The sequence below is a fragment of the Nostoc sp. genome (assembly GCF_036917755.1).
Taxonomy (GTDB): Bacteria; Cyanobacteriota; Cyanobacteriia; order Cyanobacteriales; family Nostocaceae; genus Nostoc.
This window is the reverse complement of the sequence record NZ_JBALFC010000062.1, coordinates 19,037-41,390: the sequence shown is the minus strand read 5'-3', so window position 1 is coordinate 41,390 and position 22,354 is coordinate 19,037. Positions and strand designations below refer to the sequence as shown.

The 22,354-nt window shown below is 42.2% G+C and carries 17 protein-coding genes; 8 read left to right on the top strand and 9 right to left on the bottom strand.

Annotated elements, in window-relative coordinates; translation table 11 throughout:
- Nucleotides 1–166: 166 nt before the first annotated feature.
- Nucleotides 167–1,087, bottom strand: a complete 921-nt coding sequence (gene lipA / locus V7L05_RS15390) for a lipoyl synthase (protein ID WP_335165194.1) — start codon at nucleotides 1,085–1,087, stop codon at nucleotides 167–169.
- A 325-nt stretch (nucleotides 1,088–1,412) separates the two neighbouring features.
- Between lipA and V7L05_RS15385 the strand changes: the two genes are divergently transcribed.
- Complete coding sequence (locus V7L05_RS15385) at nucleotides 1,413–2,162, top strand: response regulator (RefSeq protein WP_335165192.1); 750 nt, start codon at nucleotides 1,413–1,415, stop codon at nucleotides 2,160–2,162.
- Nucleotides 2,163–2,521: 359 nt separating this feature from the next.
- Here the strand turns inward: V7L05_RS15385 and V7L05_RS15380 are convergent, their stop codons facing one another.
- Nucleotides 2,522–3,715, bottom strand: a complete 1,194-nt coding sequence (locus tag V7L05_RS15380) for an AGE family epimerase/isomerase (protein ID WP_335165190.1) — start codon at nucleotides 3,713–3,715, stop codon at nucleotides 2,522–2,524.
- Between the two features lie 225 nt (nucleotides 3,716–3,940).
- Between V7L05_RS15380 and V7L05_RS15375 the strand changes: the two genes are divergently transcribed.
- On the top strand, nucleotides 3,941–4,840 hold the full coding sequence (locus tag V7L05_RS15375) for an aspartoacylase (protein ID WP_335165197.1): 900 nt from the start codon (nucleotides 3,941–3,943) through the stop codon (nucleotides 4,838–4,840).
- Here the strand turns inward: V7L05_RS15375 and V7L05_RS15370 are convergent.
- Both V7L05_RS15370 and V7L05_RS15365 read right to left on the bottom strand, forming a co-directional pair.
- Complete coding sequence (locus V7L05_RS15370; protein ID WP_335165189.1) at nucleotides 4,837–5,712, bottom strand: Rpn family recombination-promoting nuclease/putative transposase; 876 nt, start codon at nucleotides 5,710–5,712, stop codon at nucleotides 4,837–4,839. The two genes, V7L05_RS15375 and V7L05_RS15370, sit on opposite strands and share 4 nt — an antisense overlap.
- Before the next feature lie 178 nt (nucleotides 5,713–5,890).
- The gene (locus tag V7L05_RS15365; protein WP_335165187.1) at nucleotides 5,891–8,275 is read right to left on the bottom strand and encodes a hypothetical protein; all 2,385 of its coding nucleotides are present in this window, start codon (nucleotides 8,273–8,275) and stop codon (nucleotides 5,891–5,893) included.
- Nucleotides 8,276–8,850: 575 nt separating this feature from the next.
- Between V7L05_RS15365 and V7L05_RS15360 the strand changes: the two genes are divergently transcribed.
- Together V7L05_RS15360 and V7L05_RS15355 are read left to right on the top strand one after the other, a co-directional pair.
- Nucleotides 8,851–10,020: a glycosyltransferase family 4 protein gene (locus V7L05_RS15360; RefSeq protein WP_335165186.1), complete on the top strand. Its 1,170-nt coding sequence runs from the start codon at nucleotides 8,851–8,853 to the stop codon at nucleotides 10,018–10,020.
- A gap of 63 nt (nucleotides 10,021–10,083) precedes the next feature.
- Nucleotides 10,084–11,223: a glycosyltransferase family 4 protein gene (locus tag V7L05_RS15355; RefSeq protein WP_335165184.1), complete on the top strand. Its 1,140-nt coding sequence runs from the start codon at nucleotides 10,084–10,086 to the stop codon at nucleotides 11,221–11,223.
- 400 nt (nucleotides 11,224–11,623) lie between these two features.
- Here the strand turns inward: V7L05_RS15355 and V7L05_RS15350 are convergent, their stop codons facing one another.
- The gene (locus tag V7L05_RS15350) at nucleotides 11,624–11,893 is read right to left on the bottom strand and encodes a hypothetical protein (protein WP_335165183.1); all 270 of its coding nucleotides are present in this window, start codon (nucleotides 11,891–11,893) and stop codon (nucleotides 11,624–11,626) included.
- A 538-nt stretch (nucleotides 11,894–12,431) separates the two neighbouring features.
- Between V7L05_RS15350 and V7L05_RS15345 the strand changes: the two genes are divergently transcribed.
- Complete coding sequence (locus tag V7L05_RS15345; protein WP_335165181.1) at nucleotides 12,432–13,706, top strand: cation:proton antiporter; 1,275 nt, start codon at nucleotides 12,432–12,434, stop codon at nucleotides 13,704–13,706.
- 305 nt (nucleotides 13,707–14,011) lie between these two features.
- Here V7L05_RS15345 and V7L05_RS15340 read toward each other — a convergent pair whose 3' ends face one another.
- From V7L05_RS15340 to V7L05_RS15325, 4 genes are all read right to left on the bottom strand, one after another.
- Nucleotides 14,012–14,398 (bottom strand): hypothetical protein, encoded by a 387-nt coding sequence (locus V7L05_RS15340; RefSeq protein ID WP_335165180.1) that lies wholly within the window; start codon nucleotides 14,396–14,398, stop codon nucleotides 14,012–14,014.
- A 443-nt stretch (nucleotides 14,399–14,841) separates the two neighbouring features.
- On the bottom strand, nucleotides 14,842–15,948 hold the full coding sequence (locus V7L05_RS15335; protein WP_335165178.1) for a saccharopine dehydrogenase family protein: 1,107 nt from the start codon (nucleotides 15,946–15,948) through the stop codon (nucleotides 14,842–14,844).
- A 101-nt stretch (nucleotides 15,949–16,049) separates the two neighbouring features.
- A complete protein-coding gene (gene crtD, locus V7L05_RS15330; RefSeq protein ID WP_335165177.1) occupies nucleotides 16,050–17,579 on the bottom strand; it encodes a C-3',4' desaturase CrtD in 1,530 nt (509 codons plus the stop codon).
- Nucleotides 17,580–18,022: 443 nt separating this feature from the next.
- Nucleotides 18,023–18,535, bottom strand: coding sequence for a pentapeptide repeat-containing protein (locus V7L05_RS15325; protein WP_335165176.1), 513 nt, complete (start codon nucleotides 18,533–18,535; stop codon nucleotides 18,023–18,025).
- A gap of 923 nt (nucleotides 18,536–19,458) precedes the next feature.
- On the opposite strand from V7L05_RS15325, the gene V7L05_RS15320 reads away from it, so the two are divergent.
- From V7L05_RS15320 to aspS, 3 genes are all read left to right on the top strand, one after another.
- Nucleotides 19,459–19,620 (top strand): type II toxin-antitoxin system HicB family antitoxin, encoded by a 162-nt coding sequence (locus tag V7L05_RS15320; protein WP_335165175.1) that lies wholly within the window; start codon nucleotides 19,459–19,461, stop codon nucleotides 19,618–19,620.
- 20 nt (nucleotides 19,621–19,640) lie between these two features.
- Complete coding sequence (locus V7L05_RS15315) at nucleotides 19,641–19,835, top strand: type II toxin-antitoxin system HicA family toxin (RefSeq protein ID WP_335165174.1); 195 nt, start codon at nucleotides 19,641–19,643, stop codon at nucleotides 19,833–19,835.
- 683 nt (nucleotides 19,836–20,518) lie between these two features.
- Nucleotides 20,519–22,306 (top strand): aspartate--tRNA ligase, encoded by a 1,788-nt coding sequence (aspS, locus tag V7L05_RS15310; RefSeq protein WP_335165173.1) that lies wholly within the window; start codon nucleotides 20,519–20,521, stop codon nucleotides 22,304–22,306.
- Nucleotides 22,307–22,354: the final 48 nt, after the last annotated feature.

Genomic DNA, 22,354 nt, shown 5'->3' with positions numbered 1-22,354 from the left:
TTGGGCATTGGGCATTGGGCATTGGGCATTGGGCATTGGGCATTGGGCATTGGGCATTGGGCATTGGGCATTGGGCATTGGGCATTGGGCATTGGTTATTCCCCTTGTCTGCCTCATCCCCCTCATCCCCCTCATCTCCCTCATCCCCCCTCATCCCCCCTACTCCCTACTCCCCACTCCCCACTCCCTCCTCTCCAGCATGATAGGAACTGCGAACCAGAGGCCCAGAACGAACATGATTGAATCCCATTTCCCATGCTAATCTGGCGAGTTGATCAAATTCCTCTGGAGTCCAATATTTTTGGACTGGCAGATGTTCAAGAGTTGGACGCATATACTGCCCAATAGTCAAACGATCGCACTCCACAGCCCTGAGATCAGCCATTGCTTCAACGACTTCATCAAGTGTTTCTCCATGTCCCAGCATCAAACCTGATTTGGTGGGAATTGTCGAATCGATTTCTTTGACCATAGCCAGCACCAACAGCGAGCGATCGTACTTGGCTCCCCGGCGCACTGGGCCAGTTAACCGTTGCACTGTCTCGATATTGTGATTGAAACAAGCTGGTTTAGTTTTCACAATCATCGCTATGCGCTGGCGTTGACCTGACTCCCCAACACCAGCACCACCCCAAAAATCTGGGGTCAGTACTTCAACTTGAGTCTCTGGGTTCAACTGGCGAATAGTCGCGATCGTTTTTACAAAGTGCGCTGCACCCTGATCGGACAAGTCATCACGGGCTACAGAAGTCAGTACCACATAACGCAATCCCAAAAGCTGCACCGCCTCGGCTACCTTTTGGGGTTCATCTAAATCAAGAGGCATTGGTGCATGACCTTTATCTACTTGACAGAAAGCACAAGAGCGTGTACAAGTAGGCCCCATTAGTAAGAATGTTGCAGTTTTTTGGGCGTAGCACTCTCCCCGGTTGGGACAGCGGCCTTCTTCGCAAATTGTGTGAATTTGGCGCTGCTTAATAATGCGTTGTACGGTAGAGATTTCACTGGCTTTGGCGATCGGGCGACGTAACCAGCTAGGCATTGCCGTAATTTCAGATTTTAGTTCGGCTTGTTGTGACGAAATCATAGAGATTCAAGCAAGATACGGATATGGAGTAGTGGTCTGTCAATTAACAAATGATAGATAAGAATAGACGCAAGGAGCGGGAACCCTCTTAATCAAGTCACCATGTCCCTTATGCCCTAGATCAAAGCTAAAGCCTTAAATATCACCATGACACAAATTGAAAAGAGCGCCAGCAAAAGTTTTGCAAAACACCTCTAGCAATGTCATTTATACCGAAATATACTATCCCCCAATTGCTAAGAATTTTGTATATAGTGGGAGAATTCTCAAGGACAATCGGCAAAGTCGCTATTTACACTTAAAGTTTCTATTAGAGAAAACAGTCGTGGCAAGCAACAAAATTTTAGTTATCGATGACACTACAGTTGTCAGGGTAAAAGTACGAGAAATGTTGCCTCCGGGCAATTTTGAGGTACTGGAAGCAAAAGACGGTGTGGAAGGACTAAATTTCATCCTTCATGAAAAACTCAGCCTGATTATGCTGGATTTTCTGTTGCCTAAAATGAGTGGCTGGGAGGTTTTCCAGCACGTCCAAGCCAACCCAGAGTTAAGGAAAATTCCTTTGGTGATCATGTCTGGTCGCAAGGAAGAGGTGACTGAGAAAATCACAGAACCATTTGAATATTTTGAATTTCTGGGCAAGCCTTTTGATCAGAAGCAACTAATTAGCGCAATTAAGTTAGCTATGACTAAGGCGAAACTACCACGCCCAGAAGTAGTCCCAGTAGCTGTAGCGGCTGGTGTAAAAAATAGCACAGTTGCAACTTCTGGTGTCGCTAATGCTACGGCAGTAGCCCCTAGTGTCACAAAAACGGCGATGCCTACGGCGGCAAGCAACGCAACCCCTAGTGTTGCAAATGCGGCGATGCCTACGGCGGCAAGCAACGCAACCCCTGTTGCGGCAAATGCAGCGATGCCTACGGCGGCAAGCAACGCAACCCCTAGCGTCGGAGGAGCCTCCAACGCCGAAATTAATGCGTTGAACGAGAAAATGGTCACAATGCAAGCAGAAATTGATGGCTTGAAGAAACAACTAACTCAGGTTGTGACTTTTATTAAACAAAAAATTAAGTAGTGTTTGTACTCATTATTATTATCGCAGCCGAAAATACCCCGTCTTTAATAACGGGTGTCCGATTGAAAGCGGGTAAAAATAGTTAGTTCAAAAACACTTACAGCAGAATTCAGAATTCAGAAGTAAACCAGGGTTTATACCTCGCTTTGGGACTTAGTATGTGTACTTCACTTTCTTTGAAATCTGCTGTATGTTGACAAATCATCGTTGACAATAAAATTCCAAAACAGGAAAAAATAACTAGCGATTAATTGAACTCAGTTGTTAGTCCAGCAAAGTAGCCCAATACCCCCTAAACCTGCCATAGTTTGCTCTGAAGCAAAGGAGAACGGCAGGCTTTTTTGTTATTTGGGCTGCTACTACAAACTTAATGCCTCAAATTGCTGCCAACAAAGGTATAATGCACGCGGTACGTGAAAACATCCTTTCCATTTCCCACCTTTAAGGTTTAACAATACTTCTCCACGCCGATTGAGATAGCCAAACCACTCACCGTATTCTGAATCGGCAAAATGTGACCAGGAGTAATCGTGCATCTTTTGATACCATTCCCAACACACCTCACGCCGGGTCAAGCGATAGCCCATCGCTAATGCAACCAAAGACTCTAGGTGAACCCACCACAGCTTTTGATCCCATTCCAATTGTTGTGGGGGATGACCGTCTGCATCCATAAAGTAATACAAGCCGCCGTACTCGCTATCCCAAGCAAAATTCAGGATATTTAACACCACATCAACGGCTTGGTTAATAGTTTTGGTGTCGTTTTTGCGACGGGCGATGTCCATGATGAACCACATAGCTTCGATACCGTGACCTGGGTTAATCAGCCGTCCCTCAAAACAATCAATGTGGGAACCATCAGGGGCAACGTTTTCGTACATTAGTCCCCGTTCTTGGTCGAGAAAATCGGTCATCACTTCGCCCTGAGTCTCAGCTAAGACATTATCTAATGTTTCTTTTGGCAGCAACCATTCCATTTCTAGAGTCAGGTTGGCTAAAATCATCGGTACAGCTAATGATTTCATCGGGCGTGTATCGGGATAGGTTTTATTATATTTGCCTTTCGGGTTGTCCTTGCGGCGTAATACGTTGTTATAAGCTTGCATTGCCACATCTTTTGCCCATTCTTCACCCCCAGCGAGTGCATATTGACTAAATGCCATCGCCGCAAAGCAATCAGAAAAGATATTGTAAGGCTGAACCAGTGGTTTCCCTTCGTCGGTGAGGGCAAAGTACCAGTTACCATCACTATCTCTGCCATGTTGGGCGAGAAAGTTAGCGCCATTGCTGGCAATTTTCAGCCAGTTTTCGCGTTTTTCTAGCTGGTTGTAAAGCATTGAAAAAGCCCACACCTGGCGGTTTTGCAGCCAGATGAATTTGTCTGTATCATAAATTTTGCCGTAGCGATCGAGGCTGGTGAAATAGCCGCCTTGCTGCCAATCGAGAGAATATTTTTCCCAAAATGGGAGGACGTCGTTGAGGAGGGCGTTTTTGTAAAGTTCAGCGTAGGCGTAGCCCGCCGGAGGCATCGCTTGAAAATTATACCCCATAAATTTCCTCCCCTTTTGTGCTAAAACCAACAGCTTAACAGTTATCACATTTTGGCTCAAACATGGAGCCGCAGCTACGCCCGTCGTAGACATCGCGTCAGTCTCTGACAAGATTTACTCAGCACAAGGTATACTTCTATCTTGTATCTTGCATTATTCTCAATAACCGTAGGATGAGCATTATAGTCTCCACCCGACAAGTTTTTTAGATATGAGGTTGTTATGATGAGTCAGATTGAGCGGGTTGCGATCGTTGGAGGAAACCACGGAAATGAGTTAACAGGAGTACATCTAGTCAAAAAGTTTCAGCAATATCCTAATTTAATCAACAGAGCAAGTTTTGAAACTCTGGCATTACTTGGCAATCTCAAAGCTATTGAAGAAGGCAAACGATACATTGAAAAAGATTTAAATCGTTGCTTCACCAATCAAGGCTTACAGAATCCCCAACTCTTAAGTTATGAAGATACGCGGGCGAAAGCAATTCACCAGATATTGCAACCGCAAAATCAGCCATTTGTAGATGTAATTGTTGATTTGCACAGCACAACTGCAAACATGGGGTTAACTCTGATTTTTTGTGATATGCACCCTTTATTACTTCGGTTAGGTGCTTATTTAAGTTCTATTAATCCTTTGGTGAAAGTCTGTATTAATCAGGAATCTAAAGAAAATGGTTTTCTCCGTTCTTTATGCGAATTAGGTTTTGTTATAGAAGTTGGTGCTGTGGCTCAGAATGTTTTAAACGCCGAATTATTTCAGAAAACGGAACAGCTTATTTATGCAATTTTAGACTATTTTCAAGGGTGCAATCAAGGTAATATTTTGCAGAAAAAAACTAAGCTTACATTATATAAAAATATTGAAACTATAGATTATCCTAGAAGCGATGTTTATGACGGGCTACGTCTACGTGGGGAGATTCAAGCCATGATTCACCCCCAGCTTCAGTTTCGGGATTATGAACCTATGAATCCCGGTGATCCAATGTTTCTGACTTTTGAAGGAAAAGATATTTTCTATGAGGGAGCGTCTACTGTTTATCCTATTTTTATTAATGAAGCAGCTTACTACGAGAAAGGAATTGCGATGTATTTAACTCAAAAGCAGCAAGAGGTAGTTTAATTTATTCGCCCTTCTAACCAAGATTGCAAATCAGCCAAGGTGGTAAAATCAAGCAGTGCATCGCTCAAATCTGCGAGAACAGACAAAGATAAACCAGAAATGGATGAGCGCATTTCCTCAGACAATTCTCCAAGCCGCTTAGTCAATAGTCGGGAAATAGCATTAGCCATCGCTTCTCGTCCTTCTTCTCGTCCTTCTTCTCGTCCTTCTTCTCGTCCTTCTTCCTTGATTTCTCGGTAAACTCGCGTTTGCTGTAGTGTTATTTCTAGCATAGACTCTACCTCCGCTTGGCTCAATTGTTCAAACCTGTACATCATTATCGTCGTTACCATTTCTATTATGGCGCGACTCCCTGCTAATGGTACTTCGTGCCGAGTTCTTGTTAACAAATACCTTGCTTCTTCAGGTGCTTGTTCTGACTCTACCGTAGTTAGTACCATCAGTGCCACCCATAAAGGTAATTGGCGAATATCCCCCAATTCATCCAAATACACCCGATGCACTTGGTTACTATTGAGAAATCCACGATGAGGGTAAATGTTACTTTGCTCGGTATTGCGAGATGGATAAATTACAACTGCTTGCCAGTCGTTAAATCTGGCGCGGTTGCGGTAGAAATATAGTGAAGATTCAGCAAATACTCTTTCATAAAGCTGTTCATCTTTTTGAAACTGTACCTCACAAAAATATACAACTCCTGGAGTCTCGCTTTCTGGTGGTAAAAATACCCCGTCAATTTCAAATTTGGGTTCCTTGACAGCTACCGAATCAAATCGATAAGCATCTGCGTTTGTCGGGGGATTTGTCAAGAGTTCAAATAAAAGAGTGGGGGATTGTTGAAACAGTTTGTAAAAAATTGAGTCTCGACGCATGAAGTATTCTATTTATTTCTTAAATCTGCGAAACATTTAATCACATATTTTTCTACATATAGCAATCTTAAATCAAACGCGCAGAAACAAGATCCCCGACTTCTTTGAGAAGTCGGGGATCTGCGGCTTGGTTAAGCTTAGAGTCAAAGCTGTTTTATGTCGTAATTACTGTAAATACTCAACTCGCCAGCCGATACACAATCACTTTTCCTTTCCAATTTTCTTCCACAAATACCAGATACTCACCATTTGAACGTCGAAAAGCGCGGATACCGTAAGGTATATCAATCCAGCCACTTTCGCTTCCAACTTCTGGGCCTGGTTTTAACTGTTGTACTTGCACTCCCGTTGTGGCATTGTAGACATATACCTCTGCGGTTTTAACTGTCACAGCGAATACATAGTCTTTTGCCACACTCATTGCAGCTGTAGACACTTCGCGTTTGCCAGTGGTGTCGTAGGGAATCACAATCCGCCACTTCGGAGTACGATTACCTTGACTCCAATTGTCAAAACGGGCAATCTCAGATCCAGCAACTCCTGTATCGTCGCCGAAGGCGGGGTGATCTACTGTGAAGCCTGACAAATACATGGTATCTGTTTGGGGGAAATATTCGAGCCGCCGCAAGTCGTTAAATATTTTGGGAGTAGTTTGCTTTTCCATCGAACTATAGCTGTAGATGGGGTTGCCTTTGGCATCTATTCCCTGTAACGGATAGTGTCGGATAGCAGTGCCATCTTGTGTTCGCAAAGCTTTCCAAACATCTCCTTTGCTGTCTACCCACCAGCCGCCGAGATAGGGATAATCTTTGCTGGTATCATATTCGTTGTTTTCAAATTTCCCATTACCGTTGCGATCGCGCCAGATCCATTCCCCTTGTTCTGGTTGATGCGGTGGCCAATTTCCGGTGAGAAATTTTTTATCTCCGCCACTACTACCGACAAACATTCCGGCTGGGATGGCAACTTGGCCATCTGTGGCTGGATTGAAACGATATATTTGCAGAAAGCTGCTATACATATCTGTGAGGAACAAAAACGGTTTCCCTTGGATGCGGCGAACAAAGGTTCCATCTGGTGATGTATGCAGACGTGGATCTTGAGGATATTTGAAAGCATTTAAGGTGTAGCCTTTGTAAGTCCATTGTTTACCAGCAGGCTTACTGTAGTTCATCAGATAGTGTTCTTGTTTGGTGAATAAATCTACACCATCACTTTTAGGATCAGCATCTGCATTATCGACGAATATCAATCCCAGCGATCGCCACATTAGTTTTCCCGATGGCGAAAATTTCCGCAAATCTGTTCCTGATTTGTTGAAACCATCACTATTTATATAGATATTACCTGAAGCATCTGTACCAACTCCGGTAAGTCCATAAAGTTTCAAATCTCCAACTTCTCCAGGAACTCCTGCATAGATACCGCCTTTACTGCCAAAACTACCCACCTGCACCGGCTGATCTTTGATGTCATAAATTAACATTTGCTGACGTGGGCCGTTTTCTGCCACTAACAGCTTACCTTGATGATCAACTGCGATCGCTGTTGGTTCGACAATATCTGCAATCTGTTGGGGCAATTGCTTTCCACTCTGAGAATAATGTATAATTTTGGCAGGATTACTACCATTTTTGCTTTGAATAATCCACAGACTTTTTTGTGGATCAATAGTTATTGCTCCCGGATTAGCAACGGTAAAGCTGCGGAGTTCCTTCATCGTATCAGTATCATAGACACGAATTCGGTTAGCAGCAAAATCACTCACATACAACTCGCTTTCCACAGTTGCTAATCCAGTGATTTCACTTTTAGTGCTGGTAATCAACATACTTTTATCCCAGCCACGCCCATTAGGAAACGGTGCAGGTTTTCCCGACAAGTCATAACGTCTAACACAATGCCAACTTGTTCCATCAGGGGGGTAATCTTCATTTGTTTTGCCCCTCGAACCTTGATTCATGGCAATGTAAACATATTTACTATTTGCTGTTACCGCTTTGCCACCACCACGACTCCAGCCGTGAGTATCTCCAATGGCATTAATAACTTTACCATCCTTATATATTGCTGCCTCCATTCCCGCTTCATCCCAATGGCTGTTGGTATAAACTGTCCCATCAGGGGCAACATACATTGCCTCAATATTGTTTTGTACCCGCAGATTTCCACTGCCAATAGTATTACCTATCCACGATGTTTTGTAAGTAAGCTTGGGTGTTCCAGTATTGTTTTGCACCCGCAGATTTTCACTGACAATAGTATTATTTATCGACGATGTTTTGTAGGGAAGCGTGGGTGTTTCAGTATTGTTTTGTACCCGCAGATTTTCACTGCTAATAGTATTACTTATCGACGATGTTTTGTAGGTAAGTGTGCGTGTTCCAGTTGTCGCCCAGTCTGTTGTAATTCCAAGGGTAGTAACAATGACTGCAACTGTCAGACTGAGTAAAAAGTTGAAAGTGTTACTTCTTTGTAAATATCTAGTCTTAGATATTTTTTTGATGTGCTGATTGAGCTTGTGACGCAGTTTTCCTAACTGCGTCAGTAATTTATTTCTCATATAATTTTTAAGCTTTTAATTATTTATATACAAACATTATTTATCAAATCCGCACAAAAAAAGATAACTATTTTTAACTGGATAATATACAAGTCATTTAGAGGGAGAACATCTGATGATATATCAATAACAAATATTCCAGATTAAAATTTTAATATTTACATAAACTTTATAAAAATCACATGGTTATTTAAAACTTCAGTTAATATCTTAAAAAAGATTGTTTAATGTACTAATGGTTACTTGTTTTTCCATAAAAATAGTAAGAATTAATACAAAATCCTTTGAAAATTATTGATTTATAGTGGTTTATCCCTCTTCCTGTCTAGCATTCACCTTCCTGATTGGTAAATATCATATCTGTCCTAGTCAGTGTTATCTGGTTAATAAAAACACATACTTTAATTCATTGTTGACGTTGGCATATAAATAGTTTATAAATTGGTGTTCTATGAAAAAACTGTTATTGGTAATGTGTATTCGTAAATTCTAGTAATTCAGATTGGGATAGAACAGGCTGTAGGGGCACAGCATTGCTGTGCCCCTGTTTTAATACATTTATAGGAGACACATCAATGGAAAACAAACAAGAAAGTTTTGCGTCAGCATCTGCATCTATTCTCACCCTTGGATTAGGCTGGTTTCCCAAAAGTCCTGGAGGATTAGAAAGGTATATTTATGAACTAACTCATAAATTAGCCGCAAATCAAGACCAGGTTGAATTATGTGGAGTCGGTCTACCAGAGGCGGAACTAAATTCACCAATTAAGCTGACTAACTTGGCGAGTCCCGATAGTGCTATTTGGCAAAGATTATGGTCGATTCGCACTAATTTTCAGAAAACAAGAACAAGCAAACCAGATGCTATTAATTTGCACTTTGCATTATACAGCTTTCCTATTTTAGATATTTTACCAAAGGGAATACCAGTTACTTTTAACTTTCATGGCCCTTGGGCTTCTGAGAGTCAGCAAGAGGTGGTTAATAAAAATCTCAGTCTTTTGATCAAGCACTGGCTAATAGAACAAAACACTTATAATCGGTGCGATCGCTTCATTGTTTTGAGCAAAGCCTTTGGGAAAATTTTACATCAAAAATATCAAATACCGTGGAGTAAAATTAATGTTATTCCTGGTGGAGTTGATATTAACTGGTTTCAACCAAATTTATCACCCCAAGAGGCTTGTAAACAGTTAGGCTGGCCAAATAATCGCCGAATTATATTTACATCACGCCGCTTAGTACATCGAACGGGAGTTGACAAATTATTGCAAGCTCTGGCTATAATTAAGCCCAGAATACCAGATGTTTGGCTAGCGATCGCAGGTCGTGGTCACATCCAAGCTGCACTACAACAGCAGGCTACAGAATTAGGTCTAGACGACAACGTTAAATTTTTAGGTTTTCTACCTGATCAGCAATTACCTATAGCTTACCAAGCTGCTGAATTAACTATCATGCCAAGTCAATCTTTTGAAGGATTTGGATTAGTAATAATCGAGTCTCTAGCCTGTGGTACTCCTGTTTTATGTACTCCAGTTGGGGGAATGCCAGAAATTTTATCAGAATTTTCACCCGATTTAATTACTACTTCAATCGAAGCCTCAGCTATTGCTGAAAAATTAGAACAAGCACTCTTGGGAAATATCCCCATACCTTCACGATCAGACTGTCGCCAGTACGCCACCACACACTACGACTGGAATCAAATCGCCCAACAAGTACGGAATATTTTATTAGCTTAAACAAGTGAATCTAATAAATATTAGGGGCGCTACGTGGGTAAAATTAGATAAAATAGAGGTTTAATGAGAATTCTTTTTCTAGACCAAAGCGGTAAACCAGGCGGTGCCGAATTATGTTTAATAGATATTGCTAAACCTTATGGCGATCGCGCTATGGTAGGTTTATTTGCAGATGGGTCATTTAAAGATTTACTACAGCAAAATAATATTCAGGTGGAAGTTCTCGCAACTCAAGCAATCCAAGTTCGCAAAGAAAGCAGTTTAGTACAAGGATTAAAGAGTTTGGGACAACTACTACCTTTGATTACTAAGGTAGTTAAAAAAGCGCGTGAATACGATTTAATCTACGCCAACACCCAAAAAGCATTAGTTGTCGGAGCATTGGCAAGTTTTTTCAGTCGTCGCCCTCTAGTTTATCATTTACATGATATTCTTTCCAAAGAACATTTTAGCCAAACTAATCTTCGCATTGCTGTTAACTTAGCTAATCGTTTTGCATCATTAGTAATTGCTAATTCCCAAGCTAGTCAAACAGCTTTTGTGCAAGCAGGAGGACGCCGAAACATCATCGAAGTTGTCTATAACGGCTTTGATCCAAAAACTTATCAAACTGATGAGTCTGACATTAAGAAATTGCAGCAACAGTTAGGATTAGAAGGTAAATTTGTCGTGGGACACTTTAGCCGTCTTGCACCTTGGAAAGGACAGCATATTTTAATTGATGCCCTTGCCAAATGTCCGCAAGAGGTGACAGCAATTTTAGTGGGTGATGCACTGTTTGGCGAACAAGATTATGTCCAAAAGTTACATCAACAAGTTGCTGAACTGGGATTAGAAAACCGCGTCAAATTTTTAGGATTTCGCTCAGATATTCCTCAATTAATGGCAGCTTGTAACTTGGTAGCACATACCTCCACTTCACCAGAACCCTTTGGTAGAGTGATTGTAGAGGCAATGCTATGTAGAAAACCTGTAGTTGCAGCAAAAGCTGGGGGTGTAATGGAATTAGTAGAACATGGATTTAATGGTTTTCTAGTGACACCAGGAGAACCCCAGGAACTTGCACAAGTAATTAACACCTGTCTTCAAGAGACGGAAATAACTGCAACTATAGGCAATAATGCCAGGACTACGGCTAGTCAGCGTTTTGATGTTGCAACTATTAATCAGCAAATTGCCCAACTGCTGTCCCAGAGATTCTAGTTATCTGATTACAGCAATTTTCATGTATTTGAACCACATCTGTCGTAGGGGCACAGCAGTGCTGTGCCCCTACCGCGTGGTCTATTTAGTTTTGTTATTATGAGCATATTGCAAACTCCCGCTTCGTTGCTATCCCGCCCGAAAATGAATTTTCTTTTCTTATAGCTCAAGTCGGTTTCAACCGACTAATCACAGTAGTCTAGTCCGTTTCAACGGATTTTTGCTATTAGCCAGTGACTTGAGTCACTGGCAGTTCTGGTGACGCAGATATTCCAGGCGATCGCATCGCTTAACACAGTATATTCAGTTTAATTCCCCAGCAAGACAGGCAGCAAGTTTTGATGTCTAAATCTAAATCCCCTATGCATTACTTAATTACGAATTACGAATTACGAATTATTTAAGCCGCTTCCCGCAGTTGTGGTTGTGACGGCACACTCACCTCTGGAAATAAAAGCGAGAGTTGTTCGGCTTGAGGTACCGCCGCCTGCTCCAAAACTTGAACTTCGATATTCACGCTCACCAAATAACTGCCTGTATCAGCACCAACCGCTTCAGCAATTAATTTGGCAATGTCTGGGCGTTTGGCAGTCAGAGGATCACGTAAAATACACCGATCCCATTCATGTTTGGCAGTCGGATTGAGGTTGAGAATGTAATGTTTCATCATCGAACTAACCCTTGAATCCATCTTCCAGAAGGTTTTCACAGAGCCGTTATGCATTTGGCTAGGCTTTGTGGACGCTATCTCCATTATAGTATATTTGTACTAAAAATGGGCAATGTCTGAGTGAAAAAGTAGGGAAGATAGACCATTAGTATGAGCGTACAGGCGTGCATTAGCGATATTCCCGTGTTATACCTCATTGTTTTAGGGACTATGTTTGAATCGAGACGCGAATAATGATAGGACTTACGCAAAATATCTCTCAAACTCTGATTTCTCCGTGTTCTCTGCGCCTCTGCGGTACCCTTCGGGAAGCCACTTCGTGTCTACGTTATTCCATAACTCGTGCGTAAGTCCTAAATGAAAGTGCGATGCCTACAGTGGGCAAAGCCAACGCCAAATTTATCTATTCCCTTCTTCTCCAATTTGGTAGCCGATCCCAATCTCCAATCCCAGAAAATCTACCTATAGGTTATTTATAATAAAAAGCTATTGCAACTAAGCTTACAAAGCAACACCTAATTTTTATATAAATCGCTATATGGTAGATATCTATATTATTGACCTATTTGTGATTGGTCTACTTTTGCTGATGGTAACATTAGGGTCAGGTTGGATTGTTCGCTTACCTCTTTCTTTTGCCATTATCTACCTACTAGTTGGTATTTTTCTAGGCCCTTACGGCTTCGGGCTGATTCAATTACGTCGAGATGAAGTTTTCAACGCCCAACTGCTGGAGAAAATAACAGAACTCGTAGTAATTATTTCTGTGTTTGGCTGCGGCTTAAAAATTGTTCGTCCTCTCAAATTGGGGGTTTGGGATATTACGGCGCGATTGATTATATTTCTGATGCCAATTTCAATTTTTGCTCTGGCTGTTGTGGGTAAATTGTTTTTAGGGATGAATTGGGGAGAAGCAATTTTATTAGGAGCAATTCTTGCACCTACCGATCCAGTATTAGCATCAGAAGTACAATTGACCAATACAAACGACCAAGATGAGTTGAGATTTGGTTTAACTTCTGAAGGGGGGTTAAATGATGCTTTAGCTTTTCCGTTCGTTTATTTTGGCATTCATGCCTTAGAAGATGACAACTGGGGCAACTGGTTTCAACAGTGGATTACGGTTGATTTAATTTGGGCGATCGCCAGTGGCATTGTGATGGGAATTGTTGTTGCCAAATCTATAGTTTGGATTGAACAAAAAATTCAAAAACGCCGTGCTGCCGATGAGTTAATGGAAGACTTTATTGCTATCAGCACAATTCTATTAACTTATTCCTTAACAGAAATGGTTAATGGCTATGGATTTCTGGCAGTATTTGTTGCTGGGTTAGTTGTCCAACGCAGTTACAGAAATCCTGAAAAACCGCTAGCAGAATTGGAATTTATTGAGCAAGTTGAAAAGCTGCTGGAAGTTGGGACAATTTTACTATTAGGTTCAATATTATTATTGAAACCAATGCTGAATTATGCTATGCAATCTTTGTTAGTGATAATTTTGTTATTTTTGATCATCAGACCTGTAGGAGTTTGGATTAGCACAATAGGTAAACGCCCTCTAGATTCAGAACGCCGAACCTTCCACCCAGGAACTCGGTGGTTATTTGGATGGTTTGGTATTCGCGGTGTTGGTTCTTTATATTATCTAGCCTATGCCTTTCGTCATGGCTTAAAAGGTGAAGCAGCCGAACAAATTGCTTGGATAACTTACACTACTATTGTAGTATCGGTGATTGTGCATGGAATTAGTGCAACTCCATTAATGAAGTGGTATGAGCGCAATCTTGCTAATCAGAGAAAGGCTACTTCATAAATGTAGGGTGTGTGATGCCAAAGGCTAACGCGAGCATCTCAATGAGTGTAAAAAGCCTTGTAAAACCTCACCCCAACCCTCTCCGTGGGTTCGGAGAGGGAGCAAGAGTCTTGTTTCTCATCTGGTATATTTGCACTCATTGAGATGCTCCCAAGGCTAACGCACCTGAAGTTGTTATGCCGTACTTTCGGCGGTAACACACCCGACAATTTAATTTTCTAAACTTCACTCAAAACCGGAGAGAGGCTTTGAGTGAAGTTTGGCTTCCTTTGTAGGAAATAAGTTAGAGGTTAGGTTTTTATTCCCTATTTACCCGTTACCTTTTCAAGAACTTCTTTCGCTTTTTCCCCAAAACTTTCTGGGGGATTTTGCTCTTTCTCAGCCTTCAAATTCCTTTCGTAAGTCTTCTCTATAGTATTAAGGTTTTTGGAATCTTTTATTGCTTGCTCATAAGCTTCTTCTCGGTTTTCTTCTTGAACGCCAACACCTGGGTCATATTCATTAGCACGATTAATTTTTTCTTCAGAATTTGGTTTATACTCTGGCGGTATTAGTTTTAATTCTTCAGTAGTAGTTGCATAACTAGCTTGCTGAACGAAAATGAATGAACCTGACAAGCTGATGGAAATCATCAAGCCAACAACCAAAAAGCTTGACAATACTTGTTTTAAAGTTAATAGAATTTTTTGCATGGAAAAAACCTCCTATTTTCTGTTATGAGCCTTGGTCATGTGTAAATATATTCAATATTCAAGGCTCACAGGCATCCTAAATGTTTAGGTACAGTTCTTCCTTCTACCGCAGGGTATATTAATTTTTACCTATAGTTCAGTTCATGCTGTCTGAAGCTTTTAGGACTTAGCACTACCTACATTTTTTTATAGTTAAATTGTCGTGCTTACTGATATCCCGCCCAGAACTCAAGTTCTGGGCTAATAGCTCAAGTCCACTCAAGTGGACTGAAATTTTCACTTGATTATATAGCGGTTCTCAATTGCATAGAATACAAACCATTTGTAAGGGCACAGTAATGCTGTGTCCCTAGCCATATTGCATTCAAACGAGAACCGTGAGATTTTCAAATATGGATAATGATAAACCCTTTAGCTTGCATGCTTAACCCAAGCGTATTAAGCTATAACCAACTGTGATTAATTTTAATTCCTCGGCTTTGCATTACCTCTTCAAATAAGTTTGTCGGTAGTGCTTCTTCCACAGGAAAAACACCTGGTTTCTTGAGTTTACCTTCTAGCAATAATTGGGCAATACTACCTGTGCCGCAACCAGAAGCCACGGCTGTATTTTCATGCACTACAGTTGAACAATAAACGGCTGTTTCACCATTTTTTTGGCCTGTAACTTCGGAACGAACTGCTACCCCAATTCCACTAAAATTATTAGTGACATTTGTCATGGAATGGCTAACGTGAGACAGAAATTCAATCATGTAACGGCGCTGCATTAACCACTTGGGGAAAATGTGTGCCGCAATCCAAGTTAGGTGATTGTAAAAATCGGGAACAGAGCCAAACTTAGTAATTACAGTTTTTACTGATGGGAAGGCGTGGGGTAGTGTAAAGGTTTCTGGCATATCAAACCAGTAAACTCCGGTGCGTCTGTATGGAGGTGGAAACTCAACTATTTCTCTTTCACTATAAGGCTTGACTATCTCCCATTTCCCATCTATCCAAGTCTCAAAAGGATATTGTAACCCCAGAAAAGTTGTTCGCATCACTGTAATGCCAGCACCGCCAGAACCCGAAACCAAATAACTTAAATGGATCTTTTCTGGTTTATCAAATTGTTCAACGCCTTCACGTACCATGCTGTTAGAAATACCAGGAAAAATGCCAGTATTAATAATTGCCGTCACACCAGCAGCAGCAGCTTGTTCATGATATTTGAGAGCTTTGCTGGTATAGGAACGATGGTCGCTGACATCTAGATAATTAACGCCTTGAGCAATACACATTTCAAGAACATTAGTATCTCGATAGTGAAATGGGCCAGCACAGTGGATGACTAAGTTAGAGTTTGCGATCGCATCTCGCAATTTGTCAACTTCTGCCAAGTCCAGTAACAAAAACTGCACTTGTCCCCCCGAAGACAAGCTAACAGCCCTCCCAAACTCCGCAGAACGTCCAGTAATCGTAATTTGTGCGTCCGTATGGGTAGCTAGATCGTGAGCAACAGTGCTACCAATCCGCCCCCGTCCACCAAGAATTAAAACGCTGTCTGTCATTACTCCAGATTAGCAATACTAACCTTATTTCATCAGTTTTCCGTCCTGTTTGCCATCGGTTACAAGGATGAATTGCTTGCTAATCAAGGAGGATTTTTCAATTACTGGTAGTTGATAACTTTTTGCGCCTCAATTTGCCTGACTACCGTTAGCGCCGAATAACTCACCCCAGCAGTACCTTCGCCTGGATGGGTGGAGTCACCAACTAACCATAGATGCTGGATTGGTGTACGATTGGCGAACCCAAAGGGGCCAAACGTCGGAATCCTTTGACCAATACCACCAACTATACCGCGATCGCGGGCTGTAAAATGAGCAAAGGTGCGCGGTGTTGCGGCTTCTTGATGAATAATAGTTTCTGGCTTGAGATAGAAGTATTGGGCAAGACAAGCGATCGCTTGCAGGGTAAACTTTTGTTTGAGTCCTTCATAATCATCAGTTTGCCACCACGGTGTCGGGTCTACAAATGAAGAAGCGATAATTGTTGCTTTCCCCTCCGGTGCGCGACCGTCTCCAGGATGACTGACGGAAACAAATAGAGAATTATTCTCGCCAATGGGGCCATTGACATCGTACATAAATTGTAGGTGGGGTGGACATCCAGGCGGAATCGCACTGGCATCTACACCCAAATACACCACAAACGCGCCCGATGCTTGGGGCAGTTTTTCCACCCGATTTTTATAACCAGATGGCGCTTGTTCTCCCAATAACTGCACCACATTTTGCACGGTGACATTGCTAACTATGTGGTCGGCTGCTTCTGTCCAGACTTCGCCAGTTTTCTGATTTCTAATGACTACAGCAGTAGCTTTGGTATTCTCTACTTTTATTTGTTCTACAGTGTGGCGCATTAATAATTTGCCGCCATCTCTTTCTAAAGATTGTACCAAGCGATCGCTTAATACCTGCATACTTCCCTGGAGGTGAAACAATCCTTGGGGCAGTTGGGATACACTCAACGCTGTGGCGGCATAAAGTAATGCTGTCTCCTCTGCATCCACCTGCGAGTATAGCTTCAGTTGCAAATCCAAAAAAGTCCTCAGTCGTTGGTCATTTGCCAGTCCACATAATCGTAAAGCGTCTCCTACCGTCAACAAAGTAAAGGGTACGGTAATTAATGTACTGGGACGCACCGCTTGCGTTAGTTGCCACAAATCCCATAAATTACGTGGTGGTAGCACCGGATCGCGTCCTTGAAATTCCCAACTGGCATTAAATAAAGTTGCCATCAATTGCCAGAACGGTTCGCTACCGGGAAACTGTTTTTGTCGTTCCTCTTGCCATTTCTCTTGGTCGCGCCAGATATTAATCGGTGTGCTTTCTCCAGGTAAATACACCGCACAAGCAGGGTCACAAGGCGTTGCTTCCGGTAAATCTATTTCTAATTCTGAGAAAATGCGGTGATGAATTCCCCCTGGTTCCAACCCCGCCACCTGAGTTGCTCCCACATCAAAGGTAAATCCTTGCCGTTTAAACGTTGAAGCACAGCCTCCTGGTACGAGAGCTTGATCCAAAATTAAGACACTGTAACCTTTATGAGCTAATAATGCTCCAGCAGTCAATCCACCTATTCCCGCACCGATAACGACAACATGAGAGTTACTTTTGTCAAGAGAAGTGCTGGACATTGATTAGCTTCTTTAAAATTCTTAATACTTTTACTTATAATTTTACCTTAATCTCTAAGCGTAGGCGTAGCCCGCCGCAGGCATCGCAGATAAAAGGGCGGTTAGAAACCGCGTCTACACGAGGCTTTACCCACCGACGTGGGTTAAAAAACTTTGATTTGACCTTATACCATTTCTTTATGAGGCTGCGCCAAACCCTTTTAACTTCTTTCTTTCTTTCTTTCTTTCTTTCTTTCTTTGTGTCCTTTGCGTCCTTTGCGGTTCGTTTTTCTTTGTTGTACTTAAATATGGTTTAGCGCATCTTCATACAAAATTGGTATTAGTCCACGAAGGTGGACTTTGTTTGTGTAGCCGCGAATTCCATTCGCTATTTTCAGGTAAATAAACCACGCGGATACGGGCACAGCAATGCTCATAGGTGTCAACTTAACGTGAAAGTTAGTCTAGAAGCAGCTTTTAGAGATTATCTCGTTATCTCGTTCCCAGTCTCCGACTGGGAATGCATTCCGGGAGGCTCCGGCTCCGGTAAAGGCTACGGCTCCGGCAAAGGCGAAGGCAAAGGCAAAGGCGAAGGCAAAGGCTACGGTTCCTAAACCTGTTGTCAAACCCTTATAAATGGTAATAATCCAAAAAACCAGCATCACAATTAGGGAGACTATCCCCGCGATGAAGTTTGCAGTCCTTTGGGCTTCGGTGTTAAAAAGATATGCTACAAATACACCAAAAGTAATTGAGAAAAACCCTGATATTCCTGATAGCAGCCATGAGGCTATAAGCAACCCAATAGTCCAACGTCGCTGTAGTCCAGCCTTAGTACCTGTGAAATCAGCATCTTTGAGAATCGCGTTGGTAAAATCTACCCCTTTAATATCCGCCTTGCTAAAGTTTGCCCCAGTCAGGTTTTGACCTTTAAAAGAGCGATCTTGCAGATTTTGACCGGAGTAGTCTGGCGACATAATTGCGTCAGCAAGAAGTTTTTAATGAGATTTTATACAACTGTACTCTGCAATATTTCGGATTTTGGGAAAATAAAGAAAATACAAAAATTTTCGATGTAACACGCGGTATAGGCGCATAACTGTGCGTGCTTACCTTTGAATGCTTAAGGTGTCATCAGCAATATTAAATAAGTTGGTATAACCATACTTAAGCTGTAGTTATGAATGTTGTAACGGGAGCGGTCTACATCGTGACGGGAGCGGTCTACATCGTGACGGGAATGGTTCCCTAACTTATGGGAGCGGTCTACCTTGCAACATTACTAACTAATACCATTTCACACAAACTCTGATACATATAGATTTCTCGTAGGGGCACAGCAATGCTCATGCGTGTCAACTTAAGCTCAAACCCCTTTAAAACCTCGTTTCCAGCCAGAGGCTGGAAATGCACCTCATTGCGGCTCTGCCGCTAGTCTTGAGGCGGAGCCTCAACGACAGGCATTCCCAGTCAGAGACTGGGAACTAGACTATCTCTAAAAGCTAGTTCTAGACTGGCTTTAACCTTAAGTTGACACCAATGAGCAATGCTGTGCCTCTACCAACGTATTTGTATGATTATTAAAGTAAAAGGGTATAAGACCCAATTTGCTAGTTAATACAACTTACGCATTGACAGAAAATACCAAATATATGTGATGGAAAAAACCGCATCTGTCGTAAGGGTAAAGCATTGCTCATACGTGTCAACTTAACGCAAAACTTATGTCCCACAAGGAACTTCAGTTCCTTGCTAATAGCTCAAGTCAATCTGTTGCATCAGCGATAATTGTTTGTAGCTACTCAACTACTCTAAAATTACATTACCCGACCAAACAAAAATCTCAAGATGGCTAGAGAATTCAACGTCATTATAGAACGCGACTCTGAAGGTTATTTTGTTGCCTCTGTGCCTAGTCTTGCTGGATCGCGTCGCGACCCAAGCCAAATCTCTAGACCAACTGATAGAGCGGATTAAAGAAGCGATTGAACTTTGTTTAGAGGTTGAACAAGAAAATGCCGAAGTATTAGAGTTTATCGGTGTGCAGAGAATTTCTGTTTAAGTGTAAGCAAACTACCGAGTTTGACTGGACGCGAGGTAATTACAGCTTTAAAAAAAGCAGGTTTTGAGGTTGCAAGAATCCGAGGTAGTCACCATTTTTTGATACACAGTGATGGTCGTCGAACTGTTGTTCCAGTGCATTCTAATACTGCTCGGGTTTTGGTGCATAGTCATTTGAGATCCCCCTTAGTCCCCCTTAAAAAGGGGGAAAAATAAAGCATTTTTAGCCCACCTTGGAAAGGGGAGTTGGGGGGATCGACTTAAAACCTACGCAGTAGTGCAGTGCATTCTGGTGAAACAATTGGTTCTGGTTTGTTAGCACAGATATTCCGTAACTCTCAGATCACCCGTGATGAATTCCGGGAACTATTTTGACGCACTCCCCCGCATGAATGACGGGAGATTCTTTCTTTCAAGCAGCAATTGCAGGTACACCCGTCTTACATTGCCTCGCCCACTGGACAACGCCCTGCCCAGGATATATATCTTATCATTAACGGCTGAAATTTATTCAGCCATCCGTTTATATCCCCCGCATAAATGGACGGGGGCTTTACGCATCACAACTCGTAAAAATAGGCAAAACTCACCTTTCCGGTATTATGGGTTCCTTTATTGAAAGCGATGGGAAACTCAATTCCCTTGAGTGGGTGGTCGAGGTTGCTCCTTCCGTCGCTTGGAGCATTGGACAAACAGGGCATTGGTAACTTCTTCCCCATGCCCCATTCCCGATGCCCAAAAACTCCATCCCCTTGTGGGTGGAGTTTTTTATCTATATAATGTGAGATTATTTCATTTTTTATTTCACCAGAGCTACTACAATTACTATTGATGCTAGATAATGGGAAGGCTTTGACATTTTCTTGCCAATCTAGCCCAGACAAACAGAACTAACACTTATGCGAACTCACTATTGCGGCGAACTCCGAAAAGAACATATAGGAGAAACTGTTACCTTTTACGGATGGATAGACCGTCGCCGCGATCACGGTGGTGTGATATTTTTAGATTTACGCGATCGCTCTGGAATTGTCCAAATCGTCAGCGACCCGCAACGCACCCCAGATTCATATCAGCAGGCGAACGCCCTGCGAAATGAATATGTTGTGGAGATTACTGGTAGAGTAACACAACGTCCCGAAGAATCGCTGAATACCCGCATTCCCACAGGCGAGGTGGAAATCTACGCCGATAAAATTGAACTACTCAATGCTGTTCGCAAACAGTTACCTTTCCAAGTTTCCCTAGCTGACACCGAGACAGTGCGCGAAGACTTACGACTAAAATATCGTTATTTGGATTTGCGACGCGATCGCATGGCCCAAAATTTGCAACTGCGTCATCAAATTGTCAAAGCCATGCGTCGTTATCTGGAAGATTTAGAAGGTTTTATCGAAGTCGAAACCCCAATACTGACCCGTTCTACCCCAGAAGGGGCGCGGGATTATGTTCTACCCAGTCGCGTCAATCCTGGTGAGTGGTATGCTTTGCCGCAATCACCCCAGCTATTTAAACAATTGCTGATGGTATCCGGCTTAGACAGATATTATCAGATTGCCCGTTGCTTTCGTGACGAAGACTTACGCGCCGACAGACAACCAGAATTCACCCAGTTGGACATGGAAATGAGCTTCATGTCCCAAGAAGAAATTATCGAACTGAATGAAAACTTAGTTTGCCATATCTACAAAACGGTTAAAGGAATTGAGTTACAGCGCCCTTTTCCCCGTCTCACTTATGCTGAGGGGATGGAACGCTACGGGAGTGATAAACCAGATACACGCTATGGTTTGGAATTAGTTGATGTCTCAGATATTGTGAAAGACTCTAGTTTCAAAGTCTTTCGGGACACTGTTATCAATGGTGGTATTGTCAAAATCTTGCCCATTCCCAACGGTAACGATGTAATTTCTAATGTCCGCATTAAACCAGGCGGCGACTTATTTAAAGAAGCCAGCGAAGCCGGTGCTAAAGGTTTAGCTTATATCCGAGTTAGGGATGATGGCGAAATTGACACCATTGGCGCGATTAAAGACAACCTCACAGAAGAACAAAAACAAGAAATTTTACACCGCACAGGTGCTAAAGCTGGACATTTGCTGTTGTTTGGGGCTGGCGATGCTGTTACAGTTAATAAAACATTAGATAGATTACGGCAAGCGATCGCTAAAGAATTTAACTTAATTGATCCAGTAAAAATCAACTTGCTGTGGATTACAGATTTCCCGATGTTCGAGTGGAATGCTGACGAAAAGCGCTTAGAAGCACTACACCACCCGTTTACAGCACCGCATCCTGATGATTTGAGCGATTTAAAAACTGCACGCGCCCAAGCTTACGACTTAGTACTCAACGGCGTGGAAGTTGGCGGCGGAAGTCTGCGGATTTATCAGCGAGAAATTCAACAGCAAGTATTTGAAGCGATCGGTTTATCTCCTGAGGAAGCACAAAATAAATTTGGTTTTCTCTTAGAAGCATTTGAATATGGTACACCGCCGCATGGTGGCATTGCCTACGGTTTAGATCGTTTGGTAATGTTGCTAGCTGGAGAAGAATCCATTCGAGATGTCATAGCTTTTCCGAAAACACAACAAGCACGTTGTTTGTTAACAGATGCACCTTCGAGTGTAGATGCTAAACAATTGAAAGAATTGCACGTTGCTTCGACATATAAACCAAAGTCTTAGTAAGGCGCAAGGGGAGCACAGAAAGTTAAAGCAAGCCTTTATAGCTCA